Genomic DNA, 25967 nt, shown 5'->3' with positions numbered 1-25967 from the left:
GAGCTCGTAGGGCTCTAAGGACTGCTTCCAGATGCCGTTGGCGCGTTGGGTCAGAAACGCACACCCCGCCCGCCCAAGGGTGTCGAAACCCGCGCGGAGATGACCAGGGCGAAGTTCACCAGCAGGGTGTAGGGCTCGTTGCTGCCTTGTTCGGCGACCAGGAGCTTGGCGACCATGCCTTCTTGCATCCACGACGCCAATAGATCTTCGCTCGGCGGCTCACCATGCAGGAGCATTGTCCAATCCGCGGCGTGACCGACCATGCGAAGATGCAGCTCCGCCGTAGGCTTCAAATCACCCATTGGTATCCCGCTTCAGCCGATGACCTGATGCGATCTACTTTCAGGCTACGGCAGATGGACGATCCGGCCGCCGGCGGTACGTAGCGCGCCGCACCTGTTCGGGGTGGTCGTCACGGGCCCGGAACCGCCACGTGACGGCGGCGGAGCATGACCGACGCAGTCCTGGCCGTCCGCGGCCCACACCGCATGGAACACCTCGACCGCGTCATCTGGCTGGTGAACCATTCGCAGACCTCAGCGATAGACAACCGCGACGCGGCTACATGGACTCCGACTCCACGATCCAGATGGGGCCGTCCGCACACTCCATACGAACCCCCGGCGCCTGCTCCAACGCGGTACGCAGGACCTTCAGCCAGCGTGTCCGAGGACGTGCTCCCGTCCCCACAGGCCGAGGGGCTGGAGTGCGATTCCGAGGGCGACACCAGGCTCGGTCAGCGCGTACTCGACACGCGGCGGGACCTCGTCGTACACGTCACGGGACACGCTGGTCGTGACCTGTCTGCTCGACGACGCCTCGGTCGGCGAGGCGCTGGAGGGCATCGATCTGACCGGCAAGGACCTGGTGCCCGGGTCGGCGTTGCCGTGGGCGCTGGATCGCGAGAAACGTCAGCTGTTCCAAGGCGCGGATCTGCCGGCTGAATGAGGAACAGCCTTTCGGCGGCCCGCCCGAACCGAGAGTGTCAAACGTAGGCGCAACTGATGCGTGGTCGGCTCCGCTCCGGAAAGCCGGATCGTCCCACCCCTGACCGGCCGGCATGCACATCGTGCATGAGGTCTCCTGATGCGTTCTGGCGAGGCCGGGCGCCTGCCTGCGATCAAGATTCCCTAACTCAACGTAGCCGTATGATTGCCGAATGGTCGGGTTCTGTTCTGCGGCGGCTCGCGTTCGGTCGGGTGAGCCGCTTGGGCGTCAACGGCCCATGCGATACCGGGCTCTATCAGCCATCGCGATCTTGCTTGTACGGGTGGCCGCCCGGTCGGGTGATGCCCGCTTCCGGATGTGCCTGCCGGTCCGACCTGAGCGGTCCAGGGCCCGCTCGCTAGATCAAGAACGTAAAGAGGCGTCAATTCTTTTGTTCGAATTTTCGGTGCGGTGATCAGTGTGGGGCGTGTGGGTATGAGATCTCATGCCGTCTATGTGTGGTGCGGATGAAGCTGTCGAGATTCGGCCCATCCACCGATGATCAATGAGCGGCAGAGGGGTGGTCTTCGAGGTGAATGGTGTTTCGAGTGAGGTCGGCTGCGTCGCCCGCTTTGGTTTCGCTGCCTGTTCGACGGTCCTGGTGGCGGGTGTGCTGATGCAGGGGACCGCACAGGCGGCGCAGGTGTCGCGGCCCGGCGTCACGAGAAATGCCGTGGTCGGCAAAGGAGACAATGATGTCGACTGCAACGACTCGAGTGTTTCCGGCCGTGCGAACAGTGTTACCGCGAACAGCCCGACCAAGAACAAGGGGCTGCAGAATAAATCATCCAACAATTCAGGCCGCGAGATCATCTTCCAGTACGGCATATGCAAACGCGGGAAAAACTGCAAGATCCGGCAGCGGTAGTTGGGCGCATGCCGCTAAACCGCTGCTGGGCCAGGTGATCGCACCTCCCGTCCACGGGTGCTCAGGGCACCACGCGTTCCATGAGAGGAAGGGTGTCTGGGGACCTACAGGCAGGCTGCCGGCTTGCCGGGCCCGTGCGGTGGGTCAGACGCGTCGGCGCAGTCGGTAGGCCAACGGATTCACAGGTCGGCGGGTGGGTCGGGGGTTTGCAGGGGGAGGCGCAGGACGAACTGTGCGCCGCCGGTGGGGGAGTCTTCGATGCGGAGGGTTCCATGGTGGGCGTGGGCGATGTCACGGGCGATGGTGAGGCCGAGGCCGGTGCCTCCGTGGTCGCGGCTTCGGGCGGTGTCCAGGCGGGTGAAGCGTTGGAAGATGCGTTCGCGGTCGGCTTCGGCGATGCCCTCTCCGTCGTCGTTGACGGTGAGCTCGGCGTGGTCTCCGCTGTGGTGGACCTCCACGCACACGGCGTGTCGTGCGTGGCGTTGGGCGTTGTCGAGCAGGTTGGCGAGAGCCCGGTGTATCTGGGGGCGGACTGCGTGGATGGTCACCGTAGGGTCGAGGTGGAGCTCCACGACGTGGGGGTCGACGCGGTGGGAGATCTCCGTTTCGACCAGTTCTGCCAGGTTGAGTGTTTGCAGTGCCTGGGGCCTGTTCGCCTCGACCCGTGCTAGGAGCAGGAGGTCGGTGATGATGAACTCGAGCCGGTCGACGCCTTTGAGCGCATGCTGCAGAAGGGCTTCAAGGTCGGTCTGATCGGGGTGGAGTTGTGCCTCCTCGAGTTGGGCGCGGAGCCCGGCCAGGGGTGTACGCAGTTCATGTGAGGCGTCAGAGGCGAACTGCCGCTGTTGGTTGAGCGTTCGCTCGAGTCGTCCCAGCATGCTGTTGACGGTTGCGGTGAATCGGGTGATCTCGTTTCCGCCGGCCGGTTCGGGAACGCGGCGGCTGAGGTCGTCGCCGTTGATGGCGGCCAGCTCCGCGCCGACGACCCCTACCGGTCGAAGCGCCCGGCCGGTGACCCTCCAGGTCCCCCAGCTGATGAGGACGACCAGTGCGGTGATTTGAGTCACGAAGATCGCATCGAAGATCCCCGTCGACGATAGGGCCGGGACGTGCCGGCCTGCGTAGACCACGGGGGAGTCAGGGGCGGAGCGGACGCGGAGGGCGGAGATGCGCAGGCAGCCCGGCCCGGGTTGCGCGCAGGTCTGCACGTCCTGCTGCGGGTCGTCTGGGGGAGGCCACACCCTGGTCATCGGCGGCATCCCTCGAGCTGCAAGGGAGAACCCGATGATGCGGTTGCCGGGAGCCACGACCTGGATCAGATCCACGCCACCGGCCCGCGGCACGATCGGGCTGATCAGCCGCCCGCGGCGAACCTGCGCCGCGGTGAATTCGGCCTCCTGCCTGATGTGCCGCCAGGTGTTGCTGTTCAGCGCCTGGTGCGCGGCCACGCCTGCGGCTATTCCGGCGGGGACGAGGAAGAGCACCGCCATGAGGGTCACCAGGGCGGTCACCTGCCCGCGGATCGACTGCGGGCGTAACCGGATGTGCAGTGCGGAAAGGGACATGTCTGGAAGCGCACTCCCTCATACCATGATCGTATTTCGCGCAGGTGCACGTCATCTGGTGACGAGGCCGATCGTTCGCCGAGCCGCCTCCAGGGCATGCCGCTGATGCGGTCTCGCCACGAAGCTGTCTCCTCGACTGGGACTTGCTCCTCGGTGGGGCGCGCGTCAGGTGAGCGAACGCGGCTCACGCCATCACATCACGCTGCCAAGCGTCCCTATCATTTCAATAGACCAATAGTCAACTCTACATCTTTGTCGCCGGCCTGCGATGTCAGCCGTTTGCGCAGGGTGAGGGCGTCCTCCAGGGTGCGGAGGTAGTGCACGCCCTCCAGGCCGTCACCAGGCTCCCATCCCCGAGGAGACACCGAACCCCAGGGCGAGTGGTAGCGCTATGACCGCGACGGTGAGCCCGGCTTCCCGGCGGGGCTGGCGTCCCATCGCCTCCAGGTCGGTCCTGCTGGGCAGCAGCGCCCGAATCCGAGCAGCGTTCAATCGCCTCATGAACCCTTGGGTCATCAGATCTGGTCTGCTTCCTGCAATTCGGTCAGGAGATCGCGCTGGCCGGTGAGCAGCTGGGTGAGGATCCGCCGTGCGGCCCGCATCAGATCCGACACGTCCCCGCCGGCAAGTTCGTACATCACCGTCGATCCCTCACGCCGGGCGGTCACGATGCCTGCCCGGCGCAGCACCGCCAGCTGCTGGGACAGATTGGACGCCTCTACCTCGATCGCGGCCAGCAGGTCCCGGACCGGCATGGGCCCGTCGCACAACAGCTCCAGCACCCGGATGCGCACAGGGTGACCAAGCGTCTTGAACAGCTCGGCCTTGGCCTGATGCAGCGGAACAGGCATGGCTCAGCCCTCGATCCGGCAGCCCAAGGCTCTGCGGGCGTCGCTTTGACGTCGCGCTCGGAAGTCAGGCTCTGGAGCTACGCCACGTCGTACGCCTAGACCCGACACGCCAATCTCATCGGCGGCCATTACCCAGCTGACGCATCCGCCACCAAGGATCAGCACTGAGATCACTCACGCACTCTCACCAGCGTCTCCGCCGTCACGGGCCTCGTGGGCCCCGGCGCCAGGGGTGTCGGAGGCGTCGTCGGCCACCGAGACACCTGCGCCCAACTCCTTTCGGAGCCGGTCGAGATCAGTTCCGCCGCTGCTGTACTTCAGCTTGCGAGCGACCTTCGTCTGCTTGGCCTTGGCTCGACCGCGCCCCACGCGCTCGCCTCCTCATTCAGGGCCGTGCTGGACACACTGGCCGCTACCGATCCGGCTGACCTATCTAACCGTCCGCAGGTTGCGAGTTTACCAAATTGAACAATCCTGCAAGTCGTGAACTCCGAGACCCGGCACAGTTCGTCGCGTTGCCGGTCTTGTGGTTGGCGCTCGGGCTCGTGCAGCCGGCTCACCCGCGCGGCCCGGATATCCGCGGCCGGGGTTCATCGCACCCAGTCTCTCGGCAGGCCGGCTTGGCGCGACAACGTGCTTGCCATGCCGGGCGATGGGCGGACGGTCAACCAGTGTGCAGCGCCATCACAGATGGCGGTATCGATCTCTCCTCCAACTAATCCCACGCCGGACATACCCATTGATCGAGGCTCATGTGCTGAATCGACGAGATGTGCTCAAGGCCGCCCTGGTGGCGCCGATCGGGGTGGCGGCCGCACGGCCCGCGTCGGCGGCGGCGGAGCCGTGGGAGGCCGTGGTCGCCAGGGGGAATGTGCCTTCCGCGTTGGTGAATTTCGACACCACGATGAAGAAGTACATGTATGAGCGCGGGATCACCGCGGGGCAGTTGGCGGTCGCTCGCGGGGGCAAGTTGGTCTTCACCCGCGCCTACACGTTGTCGACGCCCGCGAAACCCGTGCCGGCTGTGACGCCGACGAGTCTGTTCAGGATCGCGAGCCTCAGCAAGCACATCACGGCGACCGCGATCCTGCGGCTGGCGCAGGAGGGGAGGCTGAATCTCGGCACCCCGGTCACCAGCCTGCTCGATCTGAAGCCCATGACGGGCAAGAAGGCCGACGCGCGGTTGTCGAACGTGACCATCTGGCGGCTGCTACAGCACACCGGCGGGTGGGATCGGGAGATCTCCGACGATCCGGGCACCATCGAGCACAAGATCGCCGACGCCCTCGGCACGGGGCTGCCGAACGACAACGCCGACATGATGACCTATATGACGAGCCTGCCGCTCGACTTCACGCCCGGCTCCAGACACGCGTACTGCAACTATGGCTACCTGCTGCTCGGGCGGGTGATCGAGGAGGTCACCGGGCAGAGCTACGGGTCGTACGTCACCAGCAGGCTGCTCACCCCGCTCAAGATCACGCGCATGCGGCTGGGACGCACCCTGAAGGCCGAGACGCCGGGCGAGGTGCCCTACGAGTCGGTGTTCACCACCAGGACGGTGCTCGACGAGTCCGCCAAGATCGTTCCGTACCCGTACGGAGGGTTCAACATGGCCAACAAGGACGCCAGCGGCGGCTGGGTGGCCACGGCCATGGACCTCGTCAGGTTCGAGCGCGTCTTCGATCTGCCGGCGACCACGAACCTGCTGGACGCCCGGTCGATCTCACGGGCCTTCGCCAGACCCGAGTGGGGAACCTTCCCCTCCGGGTCGTGGTACGGCGCCGGCTGGTACGTCCGGGAGAACAACGGCGGGCTCAACACCTGGCACAGCGGCGGCCTGGCCGGGACCCACACGTACCTTTGCAGGAGGTACGACGGGGTCGCCTACGCCGCCTTCTTCAACCGCCGCCAAGAAACCGACAGCGAGCCCGACTTCGGCGACATCGACCCTCTCCTTTACGGCGTGGCCAACGGGATCACCACGTGGCCCTCGGTGGACTACAGCTCCCTCTACTTCTGAACGTGGCCGGCGGCGGTCCGGCGGATGTGTGCGTGCGAATCCACCTCCGGCATGCCCTGCGCGGACAGTAGGACCATCTGCGCCCTCCGCGAGGTCACCACCGACCCAGTGCCTCTGCGGATGATCCGCAGCAGCCACGGCCCCTCTTCATCTTCGATCTCGCGTACGCGTACTCGTTCTGCCACCAAGACGGCCTGACCGTGGCGCGCCCCAAGACCACCATCCGGACGGCGCGCCATGCCACTACGGGGGGAAGGTCGCCTGACGCGGCACGTAGACTTGGATTGTTCATTGTCTTGGATCGTTCGCGTTTATGAAGGTAGGTTTGGGCCATGACCGCATCCCAGACTCCGACCACCGCCGAGGAACTGCGCGGTGCCGGCCTGCGGGTGACGGCCGCCCGCGTCGCGCTGCTCGAGACCGTACGGGACGGTGACCACCTCGGCGTCGAGGCGATCGCCTCCGGGGTGCGCGATCGCGTAGGCCATATCTCCCTCCAAGCCGTGTACGAGGCCCTCCACGCGCTCGCCGCGGCGGGACTCGTACGCCGCATCGAACCGGCCGGCAGCCCGGCCCGGTTCGAGGGACGCGTCGGGGACAACCACCACCACGTCGTGTGCCGGTCGTGCGGTGTCGTCGCCGACGTCGACTGCGCGGTCGGCGAGGCGCCCTGCCTGACCGCGTCGGACGACCACGGCTTCTCGGTCGACGAGGCCGACGTCATCTACTGGGGCCTGTGCCCCGGCTGTTCCACCGCCAGCAGTTCCTGAGCACCGTGATCCGCCTAGAACAGAAAGATGCCCATGTCTGAGAACCATGATGCAATCGTCGTAGACGCGAAGTCGGAGGGCGAGGGTGGCTGCCCGGTCGCGCACGGGCGCGCCCCGCACCCGACTCAGGGCGGCGGAAACCGCCAGTGGTGGCCGGAGCGGCTCAACCTGAAGGTCCTCGCCAAGAACCCCGCCGTGGCCGACCCCCTCGGCGAGGAGTTCAGCTACGCCGAGGCGTTCAAGACCCTTGACCTCGCGGCGGTGAAGCAGGACGTCGCGGAGGTGCTGACGACCTCACAGGACTGGTGGCCGGCCGACTTCGGCAACTACGGCCCGTTCATGATCCGGATGGCGTGGCACAGCGCGGGCACGTACCGGATCAGCGACGGCCGCGGCGGCGCCGGGGCCGGCCAGCAGCGCTTCGCCCCCCTCAACAGCTGGCCGGACAACGGGAACCTCGACAAGGCTCGCCGCCTGCTGTGGCCGGTCAAGAAGAAGTACGGTCAGAAGCTCTCGTGGGCCGACCTCATGATCCTCGCCGGCAACGTCGCCCTGGAGTCGATGGGCTTCAAGACCTTCGGCTTCGCCGGCGGTCGTGAGGACGTCTGGGAGCCCGACGAGGACGTCTACTGGGGTCCCGAGTCCACCTGGCTCGACGACGAGCGCTACACCGGTGACCGGGAGCTCGAGAACCCCCTCGCCGCGGTCCAGATGGGCCTCATCTACGTCAACCCGGAGGGCCCGAACGGCAACCCGGACCCGCTCGCCGCGGCCCGCGACATCCGTGAGACGTTCCGCCGGATGGCGATGAACGACGAGGAGACGGTCGCCCTGATCGCGGGCGGTCACACCTTCGGCAAGACCCACGGTGCGGGCCCGTCGGACCACGTCGGCCCCGATCCCGAGGCCGCCTCGATCGAGGAGCAGGGCTTCGGCTGGAAGAACTCCTACGGCACCGGCAAGGGCGGCGACGCGATCACCAGTGGTCTCGAGGGGATTTGGACGACCACCCCGGTGACGTGGGACAACAGCTTCTTCGAGATCCTGTTCGGCTACGAGTGGGAGCTGTTCAAGAGCCCCGCCGGCGCGAACCAGTGGAGGCCGAAGGACGGCGCGGGGGCGGGTACCGTCCCCGATGCCCACGACCCGTCGAAGAGCCACGCCCCGACGATGCTGACGACCGACCTCGCGCTCCGCATCGACCCGGTCTACGAGCAGATCTCGCGGCGCTTCTTCGAGAACCCCGACGAGTTCGCGGACGCCTTCGCCCGGGCGTGGTTCAAGCTGACCCACCGCGACATGGGCCCGATCGTGCGCTACCTCGGCCCGGAGGTCCCGGCCGAGACGCTGCTGTGGCAGGACCCCCTCCCCGCGGTGACGCACGAGCTCATCGGTGCTGAGGACATCGCCTCCCTCAAGGGCCGGATCCTCGCCTCTGGCCTGTCGGTGTCCCAGCTCGTGTCCACCGCGTGGGCCTCGGCCTCGTCGTTCCGTGGCAGCGACAAGCGCGGCGGCGCCAACGGTGCGCGCATTCGCCTCGAGCCGCAGAGCGGGTGGGAGGTCAACGACCCCGACCAGCTGGCGACGGTGCTGCGCACCCTGGAGGGAATCCAGGAGGCCTTCAACGCCGCTCAGACCGGCGGCAAGCGGATCTCGCTCGCCGACCTGATCGTGCTCGCCGGTGGTGCGGCCGTCGAGCGGGCAGCCAAGGACGCCGGCTTCGACGTCGAGGTCCCCTTCACGCCGGGCCGCGCGGACGCGTCGCAGGAGCAGACCGACGAGGAGTCGTTCGCCGCTCTCGAGCCGACCGCCGACGGGTTCCGCAACTACCTCGGGAAGGGCAACCGGCTGCCGGCCGAGTACCTGCTGATCGACCGGGCGAACCTGCTGACCCTGAGCGCCCCCGAGATGACGGTCCTCGTCGGTGGCCTCCGTGTCCTGGGCGCGAACCACCAGCAGTCGCCGCTCGGCGTCCTCACCACGACCCCCGGGTCTCTGACCAACGACTTCTTCGTCAACCTGCTCGACCTGGGCACGACATGGAAGGCGACGTCCGAGGACGCGAACGCGTTCGAGGGTCGCGACGCCGCCACGGGCGAGGTCAAGTGGACCGGCAGCCGTGCCGACCTCGTCTTCGGGTCGAACTCCGAGCTGCGCGCGCTCGCGGAGGTCTACGCGAGCGATGACGCGAAGGAGAAGTTCGTGAACGACTTCGTCGCGGCGTGGGACAAGGTGATGAACCTCGACCGGTTCGACCTCGTCTGATCATCCTCGTCTGATCATGACGTCCAGGTCGGCCCTTGCCGGCCGACCTGGACGTCCCAGGGCCTGTCGGAGCGGTGCGGTCGATCGTCGGGTTGGACGGATAATCGCGCGATCGTGCGGGGGAGCGGCCGCGATGCGCTGCGGTGATCTGGTCATCCGGTGGACGACGACGATCAGCGTGGTGTCCCGCGCGGTTCTTGTGCCGGAACCGGGGTGAGCAGCGTGCCGTCTGCCATGAACTGCCAGAGGTTACGGAAGGCGAGGTCGCCCATTGCCTCGCGTGTCTCGCGCGTCGCGCTCGCGATGTGCGGCAGTAGGAGGACCTTGTCCAGGTCGAGTAGTGCGGGGGGCACGTTGGGCTCGTCGGCGAACACGTCGAGCGCGGCGCCCGCGAGCCGATCGGTGACGAGCGCGTCGACCAGCGCCGGCTCGTCCACCACGCTGCCCCGTGCGATGTTCACGAGGTAGCCGTCCGGGCCGAGCGCGGTGAGCACCGCTTCCGATACGAGTCCGCGGGTCCCGGGGCCGCCCGAGGTCGCGACCACGAGCACGTCACACCAGGCGGCGAGCTTCTCGGCGGAGTCGACATGGTCGTAGGGGACGTCGTCGACGATGGATCGGGTGTGGTAGCGGATCTGCGTGCCGAAGGCCTCCAACCGGCGCGCGATCGCGCGGCCGATCCGGCCGAGGCCGAGGATGCCGATCCGGCTGCCGCTGACCTTCCTGGCGAGCGGGTAGCCACCGAGCGTCCAGTCGCCCCGGCGTACGTACCGGTCGGCGGCGGCGAACCGGCGCATCACGTTGATCAGCGCTCCGACCGCGGCGTCGGCGACGCAGTCGGTCAGTACATCCGGGGTGTTGCTGACTTGGATGCCGCGTGCGGTGGCCATCGCGATGTTCGTGGTGTCATAGCCCACGCCGAAGTTCACGATCGCTCGAAGCCGGGGCAGGGCCGCCATCAGCTCATCGCTCACCCCGATCCGCGACGTGGTCACCGCGGTGACGAAGTCGGCGCCATGCAGTGTCAGGAATCCGGTCGGGTCGGGCTGTTCGTCGAGCCGGACGGAGTCATAGTGCTCGCGCACCCTGCGGTCCAGGGACGGCTGCAACGGGCCGACCTGCAGAACCCGGGAGGGGGCGGGTGCCCGGCCGGTCGTCGGTTCGTCCACCATGCTCGTCTCCTGATGCTCAGTGCCGGTCGAGTGCGGGGCGCTTCGGGTCGAAGGTCCAGCCGGGGATGAGGTACCGCATGGCGGTGGCGTCGTCCCGGCCGCCCAGGCCCTCGGTCAGGTAAAGCCGGTGCGCCGAGTCGAGCCGGTCGAGGTCGATCTCGATGCCTAGGCCGGGCGCGGACGGTACCGGCAGGTGGCCGTCGACGATATCGAGTGGGGCAGTGGTCAGGCGCTGGCCGTCCTGCCAGATCCAGTGGGTGTCGATGGCGGTGATGTCGCCGGGTGCCGCGGCGGCGACGTGGGTGAACATCGCCAGGGAGATGTCGAAGTGACTGTTGGAGTGCGAGCCCCAAGTGAGCCCCCATGCGTCGCACAGCTGCGCGACCCGCACGGAGCCGCCCATCGTCCAGAAGTGCGGGTCCGCGAGGGGGATGTCGACGGCGCCCGCCGTGACGGCGTGCCCGAGCTCGCGCCAGTCGGTGGCCACCATGTTCGTGGCGGTGCGCAGACCGGTGGCTCGCCTGAATTCGGCCATCGTCTCCCGGGCGGAGAATCCGTTCTCGGCACCGCACGGGTCCTCGGCGTACGCCAGGACGTCCCCCAGGTCGCGGCCGAGCCGGATCGCCTCGGCCAGTGACCAGGCTCCGTTCGGGTCCAGGGTGACGCGCGCCGCCGGGAAGCGCCGCGCGAGCGCGGTCACGGCCTCGGCCTCGCGCGGCCCGGGCAGCACGCCGCCTTTCAGCTTGAAGTCAGCGAAGCCGTACCGGGCTTGTGCCGCCTCGGCGAGTGCCACCACCGCGTCCGGCGTCAGCGCCTCCTCGTCGCGCAGCCGGAGCCAGTCGTCGTCGTCCTCGCCGGCCCGGTAGGCCAGATCGGTGCGCCGGCGGTCGCCGATGAAGAACAGGTAGCCGAGCACGGGGACCCGGTCCCGCCGGCGGCCCGTTCCGAGCAGTTCCACGACCGGCACCTCGAGGTACTGCCCGAGGAGGTCGAGCAGAGCGCATTCGAAGGCGGTCACGACGTGCACGGTCGTGCGGAGGTCGAAGGTCTGCGCGCCCCGTCCGGCCGCGTCATGGTGCGCGAAGCGCCGCCGCACCGACTCCAGCACCGTGTTGTACGTCGCGACCCGCCGGCCGACGAGCAGGGACCTCGACTCTTCGAGGGCACGAGTGATCTTCTCTCCGCCGGGGACCTCGCCGACGCCGACACGGCCGTCGGAGTCGGTGAGCAGGACGACGTTGCGGGTGAAGTACGGTGCGTGGGCGCCGCTGAGGTTCAGCAGCATGCTGTCCCGGCCGGCGACCGGTACTACCTGGAGATCGGTGACGATCGGTGAGCCGGCCATCTCAGTGGCGGTCCGGGACGCCGTCGACCAGGCGCCTGATGCCGAGTGGATTGCCGTCGGCCAGTTCGTCCGGGACCAGCTCCGCGGGCAGGGCCTGGTAGCTCACCGGGCGCAGGAAACGTTCGATCGCCCGGGTTCCCACCGACGTGGTGGCCGGTGCCGAGGTGGCCGGGAAGGGGCCGCCGTGCACCACCGCATGGCCCACCTCGACGCCGGTCGGCCAGCCGTTGAAGACCACCCGGCCGGCGATCAGTTCGAGTCGTGGGAGCAGCTCGCGCGCCGCGCCGACGTCGGCCGGCGCGGCGTGCACGGTAGCGGTCAGCTGGCCTTCGAGCCGGTCGACGATCTCGTGCAGCTGAGCCGTGTCGCGGACCCGGACGACGAGTGACGCGGCGCCGAAGACCTCGTCGTGCAGTGCGGGGTGAGCGAGGAAGGTGTCCCCGTCCGTGACGAAGAGCGCGGGCCGGCCGGGAGCGCCGATCGCGGGGTCGCCGAGACCGCGGGCCAGGGTACGCACCCGCTCGGTGGCCGCCAGCCGTTCGACTCCGGCGGTGTAGGCGGCCTGGATGCCGCTGGTCAGCATTGGCGCGCTCGGCGCCGTGGCCACCGCGGCCGCGGCCGCGTCGAGGAAGGATTCGACGCCGTCGGCGCCGAGTGCGAACACCAGACCGGGGCTGGTGCACAGCTGGCCGGCCCCGGTGGTGAGCGAGGCGACGAACGCGGTGCCCAGTTCGGAACCCTGCCGTCGCAGTGCATCCGGGAGCACGAAGACCGGGTTGACGCTGGACATCTCCGCGTAGACCGGAATCGGCTCCGGCCGGCCGGCCGCCGCCGCGACGAGCGCGAGGCCGCCGCTTCGTGAACCGGTGAAGCCGACCGCCTTGATACGCGGATCCGTCACCAGGGCGGTGCCGATCGAGTGACCGGCACCCTGCAGAAGGGAGAAGGTCCCTTCGGGCAGGCCGTGCTCTTCGACGGCGGCACGGAGTGCCCGGCCGACGAGCTCGGCGGTGCCCGGGTGCGCCGGGTGCCCCTTCACCACGACGGGAGCACCGGCGGCCAGCGCCGAGGCGGTGTCGCCACCCGCGACCGAGAAGGCCAGTGGGAAGTTGCTCGCGCCGAACACCGCGACCGGCCCGAGGGGAATCATGCGCTGGCGCAGGTCGGGCCGCGCCTGCGGCCGGCGGTCCGCGATCGCCGGATCGATCCGCGCGCCGAGCCAGTCCCCGTCGCGGACCACCGCGGCGAACAACCGCAGCTGGCCGGTGGTCCGAGCGCGTTCGCCCTCGACGCGGGCCCGTGGGATCCCGGTCTCGGCCCGCACGCGTTCCACGAGTACGTCGCCGAGCGCGTCGATGCGGTCGGCGACGCTCTCCAGAAAGGCGGCCCGGGTCTCCAGATCGGTCTGCCGGTAGCCGGCGAACGCCTGCTGAGCCAGCTCGGTCGCACGGCGGACCTCGTCGGGTCCGGCCTCCCCGTAGGCGGGCTCGAGTCGCGCACCGGTGCGCGGGTCGACCGCCCGGAACTCGCCCGCGGACCCGGGTACGTCGGCGGCGCCGATCAGCAGCGCACCGGTGAGGGCGCCTTCGGCGGTCAACGGGCCACCTTCTTGATCAGCTCGGTCAGCTCGGTGAGCTCGCGTCCGGTGAGGTCGGTGAGGGGCGGCCGGACCGGGCCGGCGGGCCGGCCGGTCGCGGTCATCCCGGCCTTGACGATGGACACCGCATATCCCGGGCGCCGGTTGCGGATCTCGAGGTACGGCAGGACGAACTCGTTGAGCTTGGCGTAGACCGCCGACCGGTCCCGGGCGCGCACCGCGTCGTAGAACCCGACGGCGAACTCGGGGATGAAGTTGAACAGGGCAGAGGAGTACGTCGTGACGCCGAGCTCGAGATAGGGGAGCGCGTAAACCTCGGCGGTGGGCAGCCCGCCTACGTACAGCAACCGTTCTCCGAGGGTGGCGTACAGCCGGGTCATGAGCTCGATGTCACCGATGCCGTCCTTGAAGCCGATCAGGTTGGGGCAGCTCTCGGTCAACCTGGCCACGGACCGAACGGTGAAGGCGGCGTTGGCCCGGTGGTAGACGATCACGCCGAGTGAGGTCGCCGCGCACACCGCCTCGACGTGCGCGACGAGGCCGTCCTGGCTCGCCTCGGTGAGGTACGGCGGCAGCAGGAGCAGTGCGTCCGCGCCCGCGGCCTCGGCGTCCCGGGCCATCTCGGTCGCCAGCGCGGTGCCGTAGCCGGCCGGTGCCACGACCGGGATGCCGTCGGCCGTCGCGGCGACCGCCGCGCGCACCACCTGTCCGACCTCGCCGGGGGTCAGGGAGAAGAACTCCCCGGTGCCGCCGGCAGCGAACATTCCCGAGGCCGGGTACCCGCCGAGCCTGGCGACGTGGTCGCGGTAGGCCGGCTCGTCGAAGCCGAGGTCGGACGCCATGTGAGTCACGGGGAAGGCCAGCAGCCCATTGCCGAGAACGGCTTTCAGATCCTCATGGGTGACACGTGCCATCTGCTCTGGCTCCAGGGGGTCGAAGGGCTCATGGAGAGGTCGGCGGTTCTCGATAACGGCTGGCTGTCAGGCTAGGTGCTGGACTTATGCCTGTCCAAGACGAAAGTGGCATGTGGTGATACCTTCCCTGCATGGTGAGTAGTGACGGTGGCCGTACGCCACCGGAAGAGGGCGGGAGGGGTATCGCGTACACGCTCGATCAGCTCCGCGGCTTCGTCGCCGTCGCCGAGGAGCGGCACTTCGGGCGAGCGGCAGACCGGCTGCGGATGACCCAGCCTCCGCTCAGCCGGCAGGTGCAGAAGCTCGAGCGCGCGGTAGGCGTCACGCTGTTCGAACGGACCTCGCACGGCGTCACCCTGACGCCCGCCGGCCGGGCCTTCCTCGCCGAGGCGCGGCGTCTGCTCAGGCTCGCGGAGTCGGCTCCGCTGGTGGCCCGCCGCAGCGCGCAAGGCACGATGGGCTCGGTGCGGATCGGCTTCACCGCCGTGTCGGCGCTGACCGTGCTCGGCCAGTGGATCTCCGCCGCCGCCGAGCATCTGCCGGGCGTCGACCTGGTGCTGACCGAGATGGTGACCCGAGAGCAGCTCGACGCATTGTTGGCGGGGGAGATCGACGTCGGCCTGGCCCGCGGCGTGCCCCGCTCGGACGTGTTGAGCGCGCGGCTGGTGCACACCGAGTCGCTGGTCCTCGCCGCGCCGCGCGACCACCCTCTGGCAGGACTCGGCCGTACGCCCCGGCTCGCCGACATCGCCGAGCACGACGTCGTGACGTACTCCACGGTGGAGGCGCGGTACTTTCACGAGCTGGTCATCACGGTCTTCCGCGATGCGGGCGTGGTGCCGCGTTACGTGCAGCAGATCGGACAGGTGCACAGCCTGCTGGCGCTCGTGGACGCTGGGCTCGGCGTCGCACTGGTGCCCCGGTCGGCCTCGGCCCTGCGGCTCGCCAACCTGGCGTTCCTCGATGTCACCGACCTGCCGCCCGACATCGTCGAGGCGCATTGCGTCTGGCGCACCGCGAACGAGGACCCGGCCCTGCACGCCCTGTTCCGGCTGGTCGGTCACTGACGGCCGGCGGCCGCGGCGACCTGATCTCGATGCTTGACGGCGGCAGACCGGCCACTTAAGGTCCGTCTACGCATAGAGACGAGTTCCATCTTCGTAGACGACCCGTCCGCAGGAAGGTGCTCTTCTCCGGCCGCGCCCACCCCCCGCAGCCGCGTCCATCACTTGCGCTCTCGACAAGCCCTGCCCCGGAGAGATCATGCGCACTTCCCATTGCCGAACCGCGCGGCCCTCGCCGCGCAGCGGCATCGTCTGCCTCGTGACGCTCGCCGGCCTGGTGGCCTCCGGCGGATGCACGGTGGCCAACAGTGACTCACTGACCGGTGGCGCCAAGGGCGCGCTGCGGATCGTGCTGCCGCAGGAGCCGCCCACGCTGGAACCCTGCGAGTCCTCGCTGACCTCGACCGGCGTCGTCGTACGGTCGAACGTCACCGAGCCGCTGATCGAACGCGACCCGACATCCGGAGCGCTGAAACCGCTGCTCGCGACCGAGTGGAAGGCCGGCGGGCCCACCACCTGGACCTTCAAGATGCGCGAGGGCGTGCGGTTCCAGGATGGCACGGCGTTCGACGCCGACGACGTCGCCTTCACGATCGAACGCGCGGTCGGCTCGAAGCTCGGCTGCAACGTCGACGGGTACGTGTTCGCCGACAGCAAGCTGAGCGTCGACGTGCCCGACAAGTCCACGCTCACCGTCACCACCACCGAGCCCGACCCCATCCTGCCGCTGCGGCTCTCCTTTCTCGAGATCGTGCCGACCGGCACGAACACTCAGGCCAAGGTGCGCGAGCCGATCGGCACCGGGCCGTACCGCATCGCCAAATGGGATCCCGGCATCAGCCTGCAGCTGGACCGCAACGACGACTACTGGGGCGCCAAACCGTCCTACCCCGCCGTGCGTTACTCCTGGCGGGCCGAGAGCACCATCCGCGCCGCGATGATCACCAGCGGTGAGGCCGATCTCGCCACCGGGCTCGGCCCCGAGGACGGCGCGGGCGACCTGGCGGTGCCGTACGCCAATAACGAGACCACCGCGCTGCGGATGGACGGCACGGAGCCCCCGCTCAACGACATCCGGGTCCGGCAGGCGGTCAACTACGCCCTCGACAAGCAGGGCATCGTGCAGTCGCTCCTGCTCAACCTCGGCCAGCCGGCCGGTCAGCTGGTGCCGCCCGGCGTCGTCGGCCACGATCCGGCGATCAGGCCGTGGCCGTACGATCCGGCCAAGGCGAAGACGCTCATCGCGCAGGCGCGGGCCGACGGGGTTCCCGTGGACCAGCAGATCACGCTCATCGGCCGCAACGAGCAGTTCCCCAGGGTGGCCGAGATCGTCGAGGCGATGCAGAACGCCCTCAGCGAGGTCGGGCTCAACGTGAAGATCAAGATGCTCGACACCGCCGCGCAGCTGGAGTACCAGCTGCGTCCCTTCGTCAAGGGCGCCGGCCCGGTGCTGCTGCTGATCCAGCACGGCAACCAGGCAGGTGACGCCGCCTTCACCACCAGCCAGTACATCGCCAGCGACGGTCCGCAGAGCTGGTTCGGCGCACCGGAGCTCGACGACATGATCGACAAGGCGGGCCAGATGACCGGGGCGAAGCGCCAGCAGGCATTCGCCGGCGTGCTCCGCTACGAGAACGACCACGTCGTGGAGTACGCGCACCTCGCGCACATGCGAGGGCTGCTCGGCATGTCGCCGAACATCCGATACCAGCCGAACCCGGCGACCGGTGACGAGCTCCGGCTCGCCGACGTCCGACCGGCCAAGTGAGGTGACAGAATGCCGACCTTCGTGCGCCGACGCATCGTCTCCAGCGCGATCCCGCTGGTCGTCGTGGTCCTAGGCGTGTTCTGCCTCGCCCGGCTCACCGGTGATCCGGCCAAGCTCTACCTGCCGCTGAGCGCGACGCCCGAGATGCGGACGGAGTTCCTCGCCCGCAACGGCTTCGACAGGCCCGTGCTCTCCCAGCTCCTCGACTACCTCGGCAACGTGTTCACCTTCGACTTCGGTGAGTCGCTGCGGACCGGCCAGTCCGCGGCGGGCATGGCGTTGCGGGCGTTCCCCGCGACACTGCAGCTCGCCGGAACGACGATGCTGCTCGCCATCGTCGGCGCCATCGTGATCGGCAGCTGGGCGGCGTACCGGCCGAACTCCGTCGCAGACAGGATTGCCAGCCTGTTGTCGATGACCGCGGGCAGCATGCCGGACTTCTGGTTCGCGATCATGGGTGTGCTCATCTTCGCGGTGACGCTGGGCTGGCTGCCCACCTCGGGTGTCGTCGGTGGCCCGGAGGTCTGGGTGCTGCCGGTCATCACCCTGCTGATCAGGCCGTTCGGTGTGCTGGTCCAGGTCGTGCGCGGATCGATGGTCACCGCGCTGTCCGCGCCCTACGTCAAGGTCGCGCGCAGCAAGGGCGCCAGTGAGCCGCGGGTGGTCTTCGGGCACGCGCTGCGCAACGCCGCGCCCCCCGTGCTCACGGTGGCCGGCGACCTCACCGTCGGCCTGGTCAACGGTGCCGTCGTGGTCGAGACCATCTTCGGTTGGCCGGGCATCGGGAAACTGATGATCGACTCGATCCTGCAACGCGACTTCGCGGTGCTGCAGGCGGCGGTCCTGGTGACGGCAGTGACGATCTTCGCCCTCAACATCCTCATCGACCTCTGTCACGCACTGCTCGACGCGCGCGTACGACAGGTGGTCCCGGCATGAGGAAACCCGGAATGACGAACGGAGCACCCATGACCGTGACCGTCGACGACCATGTCACCGGCCAGGGCGACCCGGCGCCCGCGGGGGAGCCGCGCTCTGTACACCGGGCCCGGTGGTGGCGGTTGCTCCTGCGGGACCCGGCCGCGACCGTCGCCGCCCTGGTGCTGCTGGGGGTGTTCCTGGCCTCGACACTCGGCCGGGTGCTGATCGGTGACATGGACACCGAGCAGAACCTGCGGGCGGTCAACACCCCGCCACTGCACTTCGAGAACGGCTGGCAGTTCGTGCTCGGCAGCGACGCGCTGGGCCGCAGCGTGCTCGCCCGCCTGATCGTCGCCGGCGGCACCACCCTCTCGGTGGCGATCCCGGCGGTGCTCATCTCACTGGTCGTCGGCGGAGCCTGGGGGATGTGGGCGGGCTACCACCGGGGCTGGCGCGAGAACGTCTCGATGCGGATCGCCGACATCATCCTCAGCTTCCCCTCGCTGCTGCTCGCCGTCGTCGTGCTCTACATCTTCTCCCCGCGGGTCGCCAACATCGTGCTGATCCTGTCGATCGCGCGCATCCCCGTCTACCTGCGGACCGCGAGGGCAGAGTCGGCGGAGCTGCGCAGCCGGCTCTTCGTCGACGCGGCACGCACCTTCGGTACCAAGAGCGGCGCCATCATCGTCCGGCATGTCACGCCGGTGGTCGCGCCGACGCTGCTCACCGTCGCGACGCTCGACTTCTGTTTCGTGATGCTCTCGGAGTCCTCCCTGAGCTTCCTCGGCATCGGCATCCAGGCCCCCGATGTGAGCTGGGGGCTGATGGTCGCCCAGGGTCGGCAGTACCTGCAGTCGGCCTGGTGGACCGCTGTCTTCCCCGGCCTGGCCATCGTCATCACCACGGTCTCGGCCACCGTCCTCGCCGCCTGGTTCCGGCTGGCCACCGATCCCGCCCAGCGATGGCGGCTGGCGCTCCCGCGCGGACGCCGCGGCACCCGGTCCGCCCTCCAGGAGGTGCACCAGTGAGCTCCACCTCTACCGTCGCGCTCGACGTCGAAGGTCTGTCCGTGGACATTCGCACGCCGGCCGGTACCGCTCGCGCCGTGGACGGGGTCGGCTTCTCCGTACGGTCCGGCCAGACCCTCGCCCTGCTCGGCGAGTCCGGCTGTGGCAAGAGCATGACCGCGCAGGCGATCGTCGGGCTGCTCGACCCGGTGGCCCACGTCTCCGATGGCGCCGTCCGGCTCGACGGCACGGACCTGCTGACCCTGGACCGCGCCGCCCGGCGGCGGCTCGCCGGCCCCGGGATATCGATCGTCTTCCAGGACGCGCTCACCGCTCTCAATCCAGTGCAGACCGTCGGCGCACAGCTGGCCGAGCCCTTCCGCATCCATCGCGGGCTGTCCCGCCGTGCGGCCCGCAAACGGGCCATGGAGCTGATGGAACGCGTCGGCATTCCCGACGCCGGGGCCCGGATGTCGGCGTATCCGCACCAGTTCTCCGGCGGCATGCGGCAGCGGCTGCTGATCGCCATGGCGGTGGCGCTGGACCCGAGCGTCCTGCTCGCCGACGAGCCGACCACGGCGCTCGATGTCACGATCCAGTCCCAGATCATGGAGCTTCTGCGCGAACTGCGTGCCGAACGTGACATGGCGGTCGTGCTCATCACCCACGATCTCGCTGTCGTCGCCGAGCAGGCCGACCACGTGGTGGTGATGTACGCCGGTCGCGTCGTCGAGGCGGGCCCGGTGAAAGAGGTCTTCGCCGAGCCTCGGCATCCGTACACCAAGGGGCTCCTCGAGTCGATGCCAGAGCGGGTCGGTCGTGGCACCGGCCTCCAGTCGATCAAGGGCAGCCCGCCGGACCTGCACTCCATTCCCGGCGGCTGCGTGTACCAGGACCGCTGCCCGATGGTGCGCGACCGCTGCCGGACCGAGCGCCCGCGGCTGACCGTGGTGGACGCCGAGGCGGGCTCGGACCACAGTGCCGCATGTCACTTCTCGGAGGAGCTGGCCCATGCCTGAGACGACCATGACGGCGCCCGGCGCGGGCGCCGAGCGGACCGGCCCACCGATGCTCGAGGTCCGCGACCTGAGCAAGACCTTCCGGGTGCCGAAGAACGCGGCCGGTCACAGCCGGCTTCGCGCGCTCGACGGCGTCGACCTGACCCTCGGGCGGGCAGAGACGCTCGGCCTGGTGGGGGAGTCCGGCTGCGGGAAGTCGACGCTCGCCCGCGTGCTGCTGATGCTGGAGCGGCCGGACGAGGGCACGATGCGCTTCGACGACGTGGACCCGTTCGGCCTGTCCGGCAAAGAGCTGCTGGCCTGGCGGCGGCGGGTGCAGATGGTCTTCCAGGACCCGTTCGCGTCGCTGAACCCGCGGATGACCGCCGAGGCCATCATCGGCGAGCCGTGGCGGACGCACGGTGACGTGGTCCCGCGCGGGAAGCGGCCGGCCCGCGTCCGCGAGTTGCTCGACCTGGTCGGGCTGCGGGCGGGCGACGCCTCCCGCTATCCGCAGGAGTTCTCGGGTGGGCAGCGGCAGCGTCTCGGGATCGCGCGGGCGCTGGCGCTGAACCCCGAGATGATCATCTGTGACGAGCCGGTCTCGGCGCTCGACCTGTCCGTACAGGCGCAGGTGCTCAACCTGCTGGACAAGCTGCAGCGAGACCTCGGGGTCTCTTACCTGTTCATCTCGCACGACCTGTCGGTCGTCCGGCACGTCGCCGACAGGGTGGCCGTGATGTACCTGGGCAAGATCGTCGAGACCGGGCCGACCGAGGAGATCTTCGAGCACCCGAAGCATCCGTACACCGCGGCGCTGCTCTCGGCCGCACCCGTGCTCGACGTGTCGGGACGTGAGCGCGAGCAGCGGATCCTGCTCGAGGGCGAGGTGCCCTCACCGCTCGACCCGCCGTCCGGGTGCCGGTTCCGCACCCGCTGCTGGCAGGCGCGCGACCACTGCGCGGAGCACGTGCCGCCAGGGCCGCTTGCCGGCGACACCTCCCAGCAGGCGGCCTGCCACTTCCCGCTGGAGGTCGCCACCGGCACCGGGTCGCGCTGAAGGGTCGGATCCCGCCTTTCGGGCCACTGAGCCATCGGTCGTGAAGACCGTGGACGTCCGCTCATGGCGATGAGCGGACCATGACGAGGGAAGCAGCGGGCAGCATGGCGTCTACCCTGGTCAGGGTGGGGAGGTGAAGTGTGGCTGAGGACGGTCCGGTCCTCGTGACCGGTGCCGGTGGGGGCGTTGGAGGCGTGGGACGTACCGTCGTGAAGTTGCTGCGCGAGCGTGGTCTGGCCGTACGGGCGGTGGTGCACCACGACGACGACCGCGCGGACGCCCTGCGTGCGCTGGGCGCGCAGGTGGTCGTCGGTGATCTCACGCGGCCCTCCGACGTGGCGCAGGCCCTCGACGGTACCCGTCGGATGTTCTTCAGTATGAGCGTGTCACTGTCCTACTTGGAGGCTGCGGCCACCGTCGCGACCGTGGCCCGCGCGGTCGGCACCATCGATGCGCTGGTCGCCATCTCGCAGATGACGGTGTCACAGATGGACGCGGTGAGCACCGAGGAGTCACATCAGCAGCGGTTGCACTGGCTGTCCGAGCAGGTACTCGACTGGTCCGCGTTGCCGGTTGTGCACATTCGCCCGACAATCTTCTTGGACAACCCGTTGTTCACGACACTCGCTGCGCGATCCATCGCGGACAGCGGAACAATCCGGCTCCCCTTTGGAACCGGCCGCACTTCACCGGTCGCGGCCGATGATGTCGCGCGGGTCGTCGCCACGGTTTTGGAAGATCCACGTTCGCATGTCGGGCGGGTCCATGAACTGACCGGCCCGCGGTCCCAGGAGATGACCGGCGTCGCCGAGGAATACGCCCGGGCGCTGGGCAGGCCCGTGTCCTATGTGGACGTCCCGTTGGACAGGTGGGTCGAGCAGGTCCTCTCCCGTTCCGGACTAGAGCCGCATCTCGAAGAGCACATCGCCACCATGGCCCGTCTGCATCGTCAGAACCGGTACGACCGCTCGACCCGCACTGTCGAGCTGATCACCGGGCAACCGGCACAGACGATCGAGGAATTCGTCGCACAACGGACCGATTTGTTCACCCGGTAAACGGCATGCCCTTACGACGTAGACGGTCCAGGGCGACGGGCCCGCTCTCGTCGGCGTGCCTCTCACACCGACTCAACCTGCGCCACCGCAAATCGGGACAGGCTAGGACCAAGCAACCTCATCTGCTGCGTATCGGATGTTGTGGGCCGAGATCAGCCCCGCTGGCCGGGATCAACTTCGGTCGCCCGTTTGGCGGGGTGCGGGGCTACGAGCCAGACCAGATGCTCTCCCTGACGCAATCTCTCGCGGTTCATCGAGTGCGGGCGGTGGGGGGTTCGGCGTCCCACTCGCCGCTGACGGACGCCCTGTGATCTAGTCGCTGAGGAGGGCTTGGGCGGTGGCGGCGGCGCGGGCGGCGATCGCCGGGATGCTGGACGTCACGAAGGTCCCGCCCGCCGCGAGATCGCCCACGACGTGCAGGGGAGCGCCGGAGGGCACGTCCAGGCCACCCGCCGGGTTCGCAGTCGCCAGGCCCGTGGACAGCAGCGACGCGACCAGGGGCGCAGCCGCCGGAGGCACCGAGTGCGGCGGCGGGTTGACGGCGTTGACCACGACGTCGGCGCGCAGGCTGCCGCCCGCGGCCCGGATGCGGAAGCCCGGGCTCGACGGCTCGACCGTGCGCAGGTCGCGGACGAGGGTGAGCTGCCCGCGCTCCAGCAGGCGGTCGAACTGGACGGCGTTCACCGGAACCATCGGCGAGCTGACGCTGACGGCCGTGCGGTAATGCTCCCCGGCCAGCTGGGCGCGGTCCGTCAGCAGGCTCCAGGCGAGCGGGCCGAGCGTGTGCGCCGCCTGCTGCAGGATCCGGCGCCCCAGATCCGGGGCGTCGATCGCGGCGATCTGGCGGCGCAGCCGTACGACCGGATCTTCCGCGGGAGTCGCCAGCAGGTCGGCGGCGAAGGCGTCGAAGTCCTCGCCCAGGCCGTCCAGCTCCGCACGCATCAGGCCGGCCAGGTCCCCGGTCGTGCGGGCGCCGCGCAGGTTGGCGGCCGTCAGGTGCCGGGGCTCGTACCTGACGGGCCGCTGCCACACGTGGGGAAGGACGCCGCTACGCGACAAAAGGCTGATCGGGCCCGTATGTCCCACGGCCGCGAGGGAGACGACCACGTCGACCGCCGTCAGCCCGCTGCCGATCACCGCGACCGCACTCTCCCGCGGCACGCCCGGCAGGGTGCGCGCGAGCGGGTAGGGGTCTGCAACGTACCCGGGTGTGCCCGCCAAGCCGAAGTGGTCGCGCGGAGTCCCGCTGCCGACGCACAGCACCACGCGGTCCACGGCCTGCCCGTGGCCGTCCGCCGTACGCAGCACCACCTCGCCGCCGCGCCGCTCAACTCCGGTGACCCGACCGTGCTGGACGTCCACCGGCAGCCGGGCGGCGGCCTCCTCGGCGGCCTGCCGCAGGTATTCGCCGTAGAGCGCGCGCGGGACCAGCGGCTCACCGAGGCGCTCGTCGAGGTGCGCGGCCGCCCGCTCGCCGAGCCAGCGTGCGTAGTGCCTCTGGTCCCCGTGGCGGATCGACATGATCACGGGCGGCGAGTTCACCAGCACGACCTCAAGATCTGGTCCGTACGGCCGGCCGCCCCACAGATGCGTGGACGGCTCGAACACGGTGACGGTGCCCGGCAGCGCGTCCAGCTGGGCAAGGGAGTCGAGCAGGGCGACAGCGGCTGCCCCGCCTCCAACGATTCCGATTCTCATGGGGGAGAGGCTGGCCGCCGCCGCGGACCTGGCCAATCCCTCATCTGGGGGGTGCGCGTGGCGGCCGTCGAACAGGCAGGGTAGGAGCGTGCCTTCTCCTTCTGCAGTACGGCGGCGCCGCACCGAAGTGCTGTCTTCAGCCGAACGGGCGGAACATGCCGACGAGCTGTTCGCCGTCACATCGGCGCGGCTACGGCGGGTCGTGGCGTTCGACGCGGCGGTGTGGTCGGCCACCGACCCCGAGACGGGACTGGTCACCGCGCCGATGCGGGTGGAGAACCTCGGCGGCGGCGAGCACTGCGCGGCCTATTGGGAGAGCGAGATCCTGGGGGAGAGCGCCACCCCCTTCCGTGACCTGGCCCGCGCCGCGGTGCCCGCCGCCAGCGTACGGTCCGGGCGTCGCCGCCCCTGGCAGGGGGAGAACGAGGAACTGCGCGCGGTCCTGCGCACGGGCCGGCGGCCGTGGGGGTGGTCAGCCTCTTCCGCGACAAGGGGCGTGCACCGTTCGGGGCGGAGGAGCTGGAGTTCGTCGCCAGCCTGTCCGTGCCGCTGGCCGCCCGCCTGCGGTCCTTCGCCCGGCGCGCGGAAGTGCAGCCGGCACCGGATGCTCCCGGGCCCGGGCTTGTGCTGTTCGACCCGTCGGGCAGGGCGACGTCGATCAACGAGGAGGCCCGTCACTATCTGGCGCAACTCCCGGACGGTCCGTACGCGAGCACCGCGCTGGGGGTACGCCTGCCCATCTGGATCGTCACCGCGGCCCTTCAGGCCCGCGCCTCCGTCCCTGCCCACGGGACACGGACGGAGGTCGGCACGGCGACGCAGGTGGTGGCTGCGGAGGCGGGTCGTGGAACGCGGGCGGCTGCTCCTGGGCCCGTCGCCGTGTCGCGGGCAGTCGCCGCCGGGTCCGTCTCCGAGGGGCGGGCCGCACGCGTGCGTATCCGCACTGTCGACGGGCGGTGGCTGGTGTGCCACGCCTCCAGCCTGAGCGGCCTCGGCGGTTCGGCCGGCCCGATCGTCCTGGTCATCGAGCCCGCCGCCACGTCCGACGTGGCGGTCATCGTCGCCGAGGCGTACGAGCTGTCGCCGCGTGAACTGGAGATCACCCAGCTGATCGCGCTGGGCATGACCACCGGGGAGATTGCCGGCCGGCTGTTCATCTCCCCGCACACCGTCCGCGACCACATCAAGACGATCTTCGGGAAGGTCCGGGTATCCAGCAGAGGCGAGCTGGTAGCCCGCCTCTTCGCCGAGAACTTCTGGCCACGCCGCGCCACCTGACACAGGCCCGCCGCCAACGTCGGGATCGCAGGTGACGTCGAGGATGTGCATGCCCTCCGCGCCGAACAACTCATCGGTCCGAGCGCACCACGATGCGACAGGACCACACGTACAGTGACGCACGCGAGGCCTTCTCTCGATTCAGTTGCTTGGTCGCTGATCTTGGAAGGCCTCGCTCCGTCTCGCCTTCGCGCCACGGCGTGGACCCGGACACCGCGAGACGACTCACCCAGGCTCATCTGCGAGACCCAAAAAGATTCGGACGGCGATGTCGAGAATTCATGACTGGCTCCGTCCCTGCAATGAACGCGACCACAATGGGTCGCACCAGCACCGAGGAGAAACACGATGGCCAAGTATTTGCTGCTCAAGCACTACCGCGGCGCCCCGGCTCCGGTCAACGACGTGCCCATGGAACAGTGGACGCCGGAGGAGATCTCGGCCCACGTGCAGTACATGCACGACTTCGCGGCCCGGCTCGAGGGGACCGGCGAGTTCGTCGACGGTCAGGCGCTCGCCCCCGAGGGGATGTTCGTCCAGTACGGCGGCGAGGGTCGCCCGCCGGTCACCGACGGCCCATTCGCCGAGACCAAGGACCTCATCGCCGGCTGGATGGTGATCGACGTCGACAGCTACGAGCGCGCCATCGAGCTGGCCGGGGACCTGTCGGCCGCCCCTGGGGCGGGCGGGGAGCCGATCCACGAGTGGCTCGAGGTGCGCCCGTTCCTAGCCGCGCAGCCCACCATCACGGAGTGACC

General features: G+C 69.3%; 25 protein-coding genes. 14 read left to right on the top strand and 11 right to left on the bottom strand.

Features of this window, described 5'->3' with window-relative positions; all coding sequences use genetic code 11:
• Positions 1 to 50: 50 nt before the first annotated feature.
• Both HKK74_RS28010 and HKK74_RS28005 read right to left on the bottom strand, forming a co-directional pair.
• A complete protein-coding gene (locus HKK74_RS28010; protein WP_187246357.1) occupies positions 51 to 302 on the bottom strand; it encodes a hypothetical protein in 252 nt (83 codons plus the stop codon).
• 351 nt (positions 303 to 653) lie between these two features.
• Positions 654 to 788 carry a winged helix-turn-helix transcriptional regulator gene (locus HKK74_RS28005; RefSeq protein ID WP_312881847.1) on the bottom strand — a complete coding sequence of 45 codons (135 nt, stop codon included), beginning with the start codon at positions 786 to 788 and terminating at the stop codon, positions 654 to 656.
• A gap of 7 nt (positions 789 to 795) precedes the next feature.
• Between HKK74_RS28005 and HKK74_RS28000 the strand changes: the two genes are divergently transcribed.
• Complete coding sequence (locus tag HKK74_RS28000; RefSeq protein ID WP_187246371.1) at positions 796 to 948, top strand: hypothetical protein; 153 nt, start codon at positions 796 to 798, stop codon at positions 946 to 948.
• A gap of 544 nt (positions 949 to 1492) precedes the next feature.
• The gene (locus HKK74_RS27995; RefSeq protein WP_187246355.1) at positions 1493 to 1855 is read left to right on the top strand and encodes a hypothetical protein; all 363 of its coding nucleotides are present in this window, start codon (positions 1493 to 1495) and stop codon (positions 1853 to 1855) included.
• A gap of 179 nt (positions 1856 to 2034) precedes the next feature.
• Here the strand turns inward: HKK74_RS27995 and HKK74_RS27990 are convergent, their stop codons facing one another.
• The 4 genes from HKK74_RS27990 to HKK74_RS41055 all read right to left on the bottom strand — a co-directional run bounded on the left by HKK74_RS27990 (position 2035) and on the right by HKK74_RS41055 (position 4640).
• A complete protein-coding gene (locus HKK74_RS27990) occupies positions 2035 to 3420 on the bottom strand; it encodes a sensor histidine kinase (RefSeq protein ID WP_222722813.1) in 1386 nt (461 codons plus the stop codon).
• A 336-nt stretch (positions 3421 to 3756) separates the two neighbouring features.
• Positions 3757 to 3921: a hypothetical protein gene (locus HKK74_RS27985; protein WP_187246370.1), complete on the bottom strand. Its 165-nt coding sequence runs from the start codon at positions 3919 to 3921 to the stop codon at positions 3757 to 3759.
• Between the two features lie 14 nt (positions 3922 to 3935).
• Entirely contained in the window at positions 3936 to 4271 is a 336-nt protein-coding gene (locus HKK74_RS27980) for an ArsR/SmtB family transcription factor (RefSeq protein ID WP_187246354.1), read from the bottom strand.
• Positions 4272 to 4445: 174 nt separating this feature from the next.
• Positions 4446 to 4640 (bottom strand): DUF3073 domain-containing protein, encoded by a 195-nt coding sequence (locus HKK74_RS41055; protein WP_187246353.1) that lies wholly within the window; start codon positions 4638 to 4640, stop codon positions 4446 to 4448.
• A 385-nt stretch (positions 4641 to 5025) separates the two neighbouring features.
• Between HKK74_RS41055 and HKK74_RS27970 the strand changes: the two genes are divergently transcribed.
• From HKK74_RS27970 to katG, 3 genes are all read left to right on the top strand, one after another.
• Complete coding sequence (locus HKK74_RS27970) at positions 5026 to 6294, top strand: serine hydrolase domain-containing protein (protein WP_312881846.1); 1269 nt, start codon at positions 5026 to 5028, stop codon at positions 6292 to 6294.
• Positions 6295 to 6626: 332 nt separating this feature from the next.
• The gene (locus HKK74_RS27965) at positions 6627 to 7064 is read left to right on the top strand and encodes a Fur family transcriptional regulator (protein ID WP_187246351.1); all 438 of its coding nucleotides are present in this window, start codon (positions 6627 to 6629) and stop codon (positions 7062 to 7064) included.
• Positions 7065 to 7097: 33 nt separating this feature from the next.
• Positions 7098 to 9329 (top strand): catalase/peroxidase HPI, encoded by a 2232-nt coding sequence (gene katG, locus HKK74_RS27960; RefSeq protein WP_187246350.1) that lies wholly within the window; start codon positions 7098 to 7100, stop codon positions 9327 to 9329.
• A 173-nt stretch (positions 9330 to 9502) separates the two neighbouring features.
• On the opposite strand, the gene HKK74_RS27955 is transcribed toward katG, so the two are convergent.
• The 4 genes from HKK74_RS27955 to kdgD are packed head-to-tail and all read right to left on the bottom strand — an operon-like array spanning position 9503 to position 14357.
• Positions 9503 to 10501: a 2-hydroxyacid dehydrogenase gene (locus tag HKK74_RS27955; protein WP_187246349.1), complete on the bottom strand. Its 999-nt coding sequence runs from the start codon at positions 10499 to 10501 to the stop codon at positions 9503 to 9505.
• Between the two features lie 16 nt (positions 10502 to 10517).
• Complete coding sequence (locus tag HKK74_RS27950) at positions 10518 to 11846, bottom strand: enolase C-terminal domain-like protein (protein ID WP_187246348.1); 1329 nt, start codon at positions 11844 to 11846, stop codon at positions 10518 to 10520.
• 1 nt (position 11847) lies between these two features.
• Complete coding sequence (locus HKK74_RS27945) at positions 11848 to 13443, bottom strand: aldehyde dehydrogenase (NADP(+)) (RefSeq protein ID WP_187246347.1); 1596 nt, start codon at positions 13441 to 13443, stop codon at positions 11848 to 11850.
• Positions 13440 to 14357, bottom strand: coding sequence for a 5-dehydro-4-deoxyglucarate dehydratase (gene kdgD / locus HKK74_RS27940; RefSeq protein WP_187246346.1), 918 nt, complete (start codon positions 14355 to 14357; stop codon positions 13440 to 13442). Before kdgD ends, HKK74_RS27945 begins: the two co-directional genes overlap by 4 nt.
• 131 nt (positions 14358 to 14488) lie before the next feature.
• Here kdgD and HKK74_RS27935 point away from each other — a divergent pair, with 131 nt between their 5' ends.
• The 7 genes from HKK74_RS27935 (at position 14489) to HKK74_RS27905 (ending at position 22233) form a co-directional block, all read left to right on the top strand.
• On the top strand, positions 14489 to 15424 hold the full coding sequence (locus HKK74_RS27935) for a LysR family transcriptional regulator (protein WP_187246345.1): 936 nt from the start codon (positions 14489 to 14491) through the stop codon (positions 15422 to 15424).
• A 196-nt stretch (positions 15425 to 15620) separates the two neighbouring features.
• On the top strand, positions 15621 to 17189 hold the full coding sequence (locus HKK74_RS27930) for an ABC transporter substrate-binding protein (RefSeq protein WP_187246344.1): 1569 nt from the start codon (positions 15621 to 15623) through the stop codon (positions 17187 to 17189).
• A gap of 9 nt (positions 17190 to 17198) precedes the next feature.
• Positions 17199 to 18128 carry an ABC transporter permease gene (locus HKK74_RS27925; RefSeq protein WP_187246343.1) on the top strand — a complete coding sequence of 310 codons (930 nt, stop codon included), beginning with the start codon at positions 17199 to 17201 and terminating at the stop codon, positions 18126 to 18128.
• Positions 18129 to 18157: 29 nt separating this feature from the next.
• Positions 18158 to 19138, top strand: coding sequence for an ABC transporter permease (locus HKK74_RS27920; protein WP_187246342.1), 981 nt, complete (start codon positions 18158 to 18160; stop codon positions 19136 to 19138).
• Positions 19135 to 20136 (top strand): ABC transporter ATP-binding protein, encoded by a 1002-nt coding sequence (locus HKK74_RS27915; protein ID WP_312881843.1) that lies wholly within the window; start codon positions 19135 to 19137, stop codon positions 20134 to 20136. Before HKK74_RS27920 ends, HKK74_RS27915 begins: the two co-directional genes overlap by 4 nt.
• Positions 20129 to 21175, top strand: coding sequence for an ABC transporter ATP-binding protein (locus HKK74_RS27910; protein ID WP_246492043.1), 1047 nt, complete (start codon positions 20129 to 20131; stop codon positions 21173 to 21175). The genes HKK74_RS27915 and HKK74_RS27910 overlap by 8 nt, the downstream gene beginning before the upstream one ends.
• Before the next feature lie 140 nt (positions 21176 to 21315).
• Positions 21316 to 22233 carry an NAD(P)H-binding protein gene (locus tag HKK74_RS27905; protein WP_187246340.1) on the top strand — a complete coding sequence of 306 codons (918 nt, stop codon included), beginning with the start codon at positions 21316 to 21318 and terminating at the stop codon, positions 22231 to 22233.
• Between the two features lie 312 nt (positions 22234 to 22545).
• On the opposite strand, the gene HKK74_RS27900 is transcribed toward HKK74_RS27905, so the two are convergent.
• Positions 22546 to 23931, bottom strand: a complete 1386-nt coding sequence (locus HKK74_RS27900) for an FAD/NAD(P)-binding protein (protein ID WP_187246339.1) — start codon at positions 23929 to 23931, stop codon at positions 22546 to 22548.
• Positions 23932 to 24393: 462 nt separating this feature from the next.
• Here HKK74_RS27900 and HKK74_RS41600 point away from each other — a divergent pair, with 462 nt between their 5' ends.
• Positions 24394 to 25209 carry a LuxR C-terminal-related transcriptional regulator gene (locus tag HKK74_RS41600; protein ID WP_312881841.1) on the top strand — a complete coding sequence of 272 codons (816 nt, stop codon included), beginning with the start codon at positions 24394 to 24396 and terminating at the stop codon, positions 25207 to 25209.
• A 348-nt stretch (positions 25210 to 25557) separates the two neighbouring features.
• Complete coding sequence (locus tag HKK74_RS27890; RefSeq protein WP_187246338.1) at positions 25558 to 25965, top strand: YciI family protein; 408 nt, start codon at positions 25558 to 25560, stop codon at positions 25963 to 25965.
• Positions 25966 to 25967 lie beyond the last annotated feature (2 nt).

Origin of the sequence: Actinomadura alba (assembly GCF_014323705.1) — a bacterium.
Taxonomy (GTDB): Bacteria; Actinomycetota; Actinomycetes; order Streptosporangiales; family Streptosporangiaceae; genus Actinomadura_C; species Actinomadura_C alba.
The sequence above is the reverse complement of the archived record's forward strand: the minus strand, read 5'-3'. Positions and strand labels throughout refer to the sequence as shown.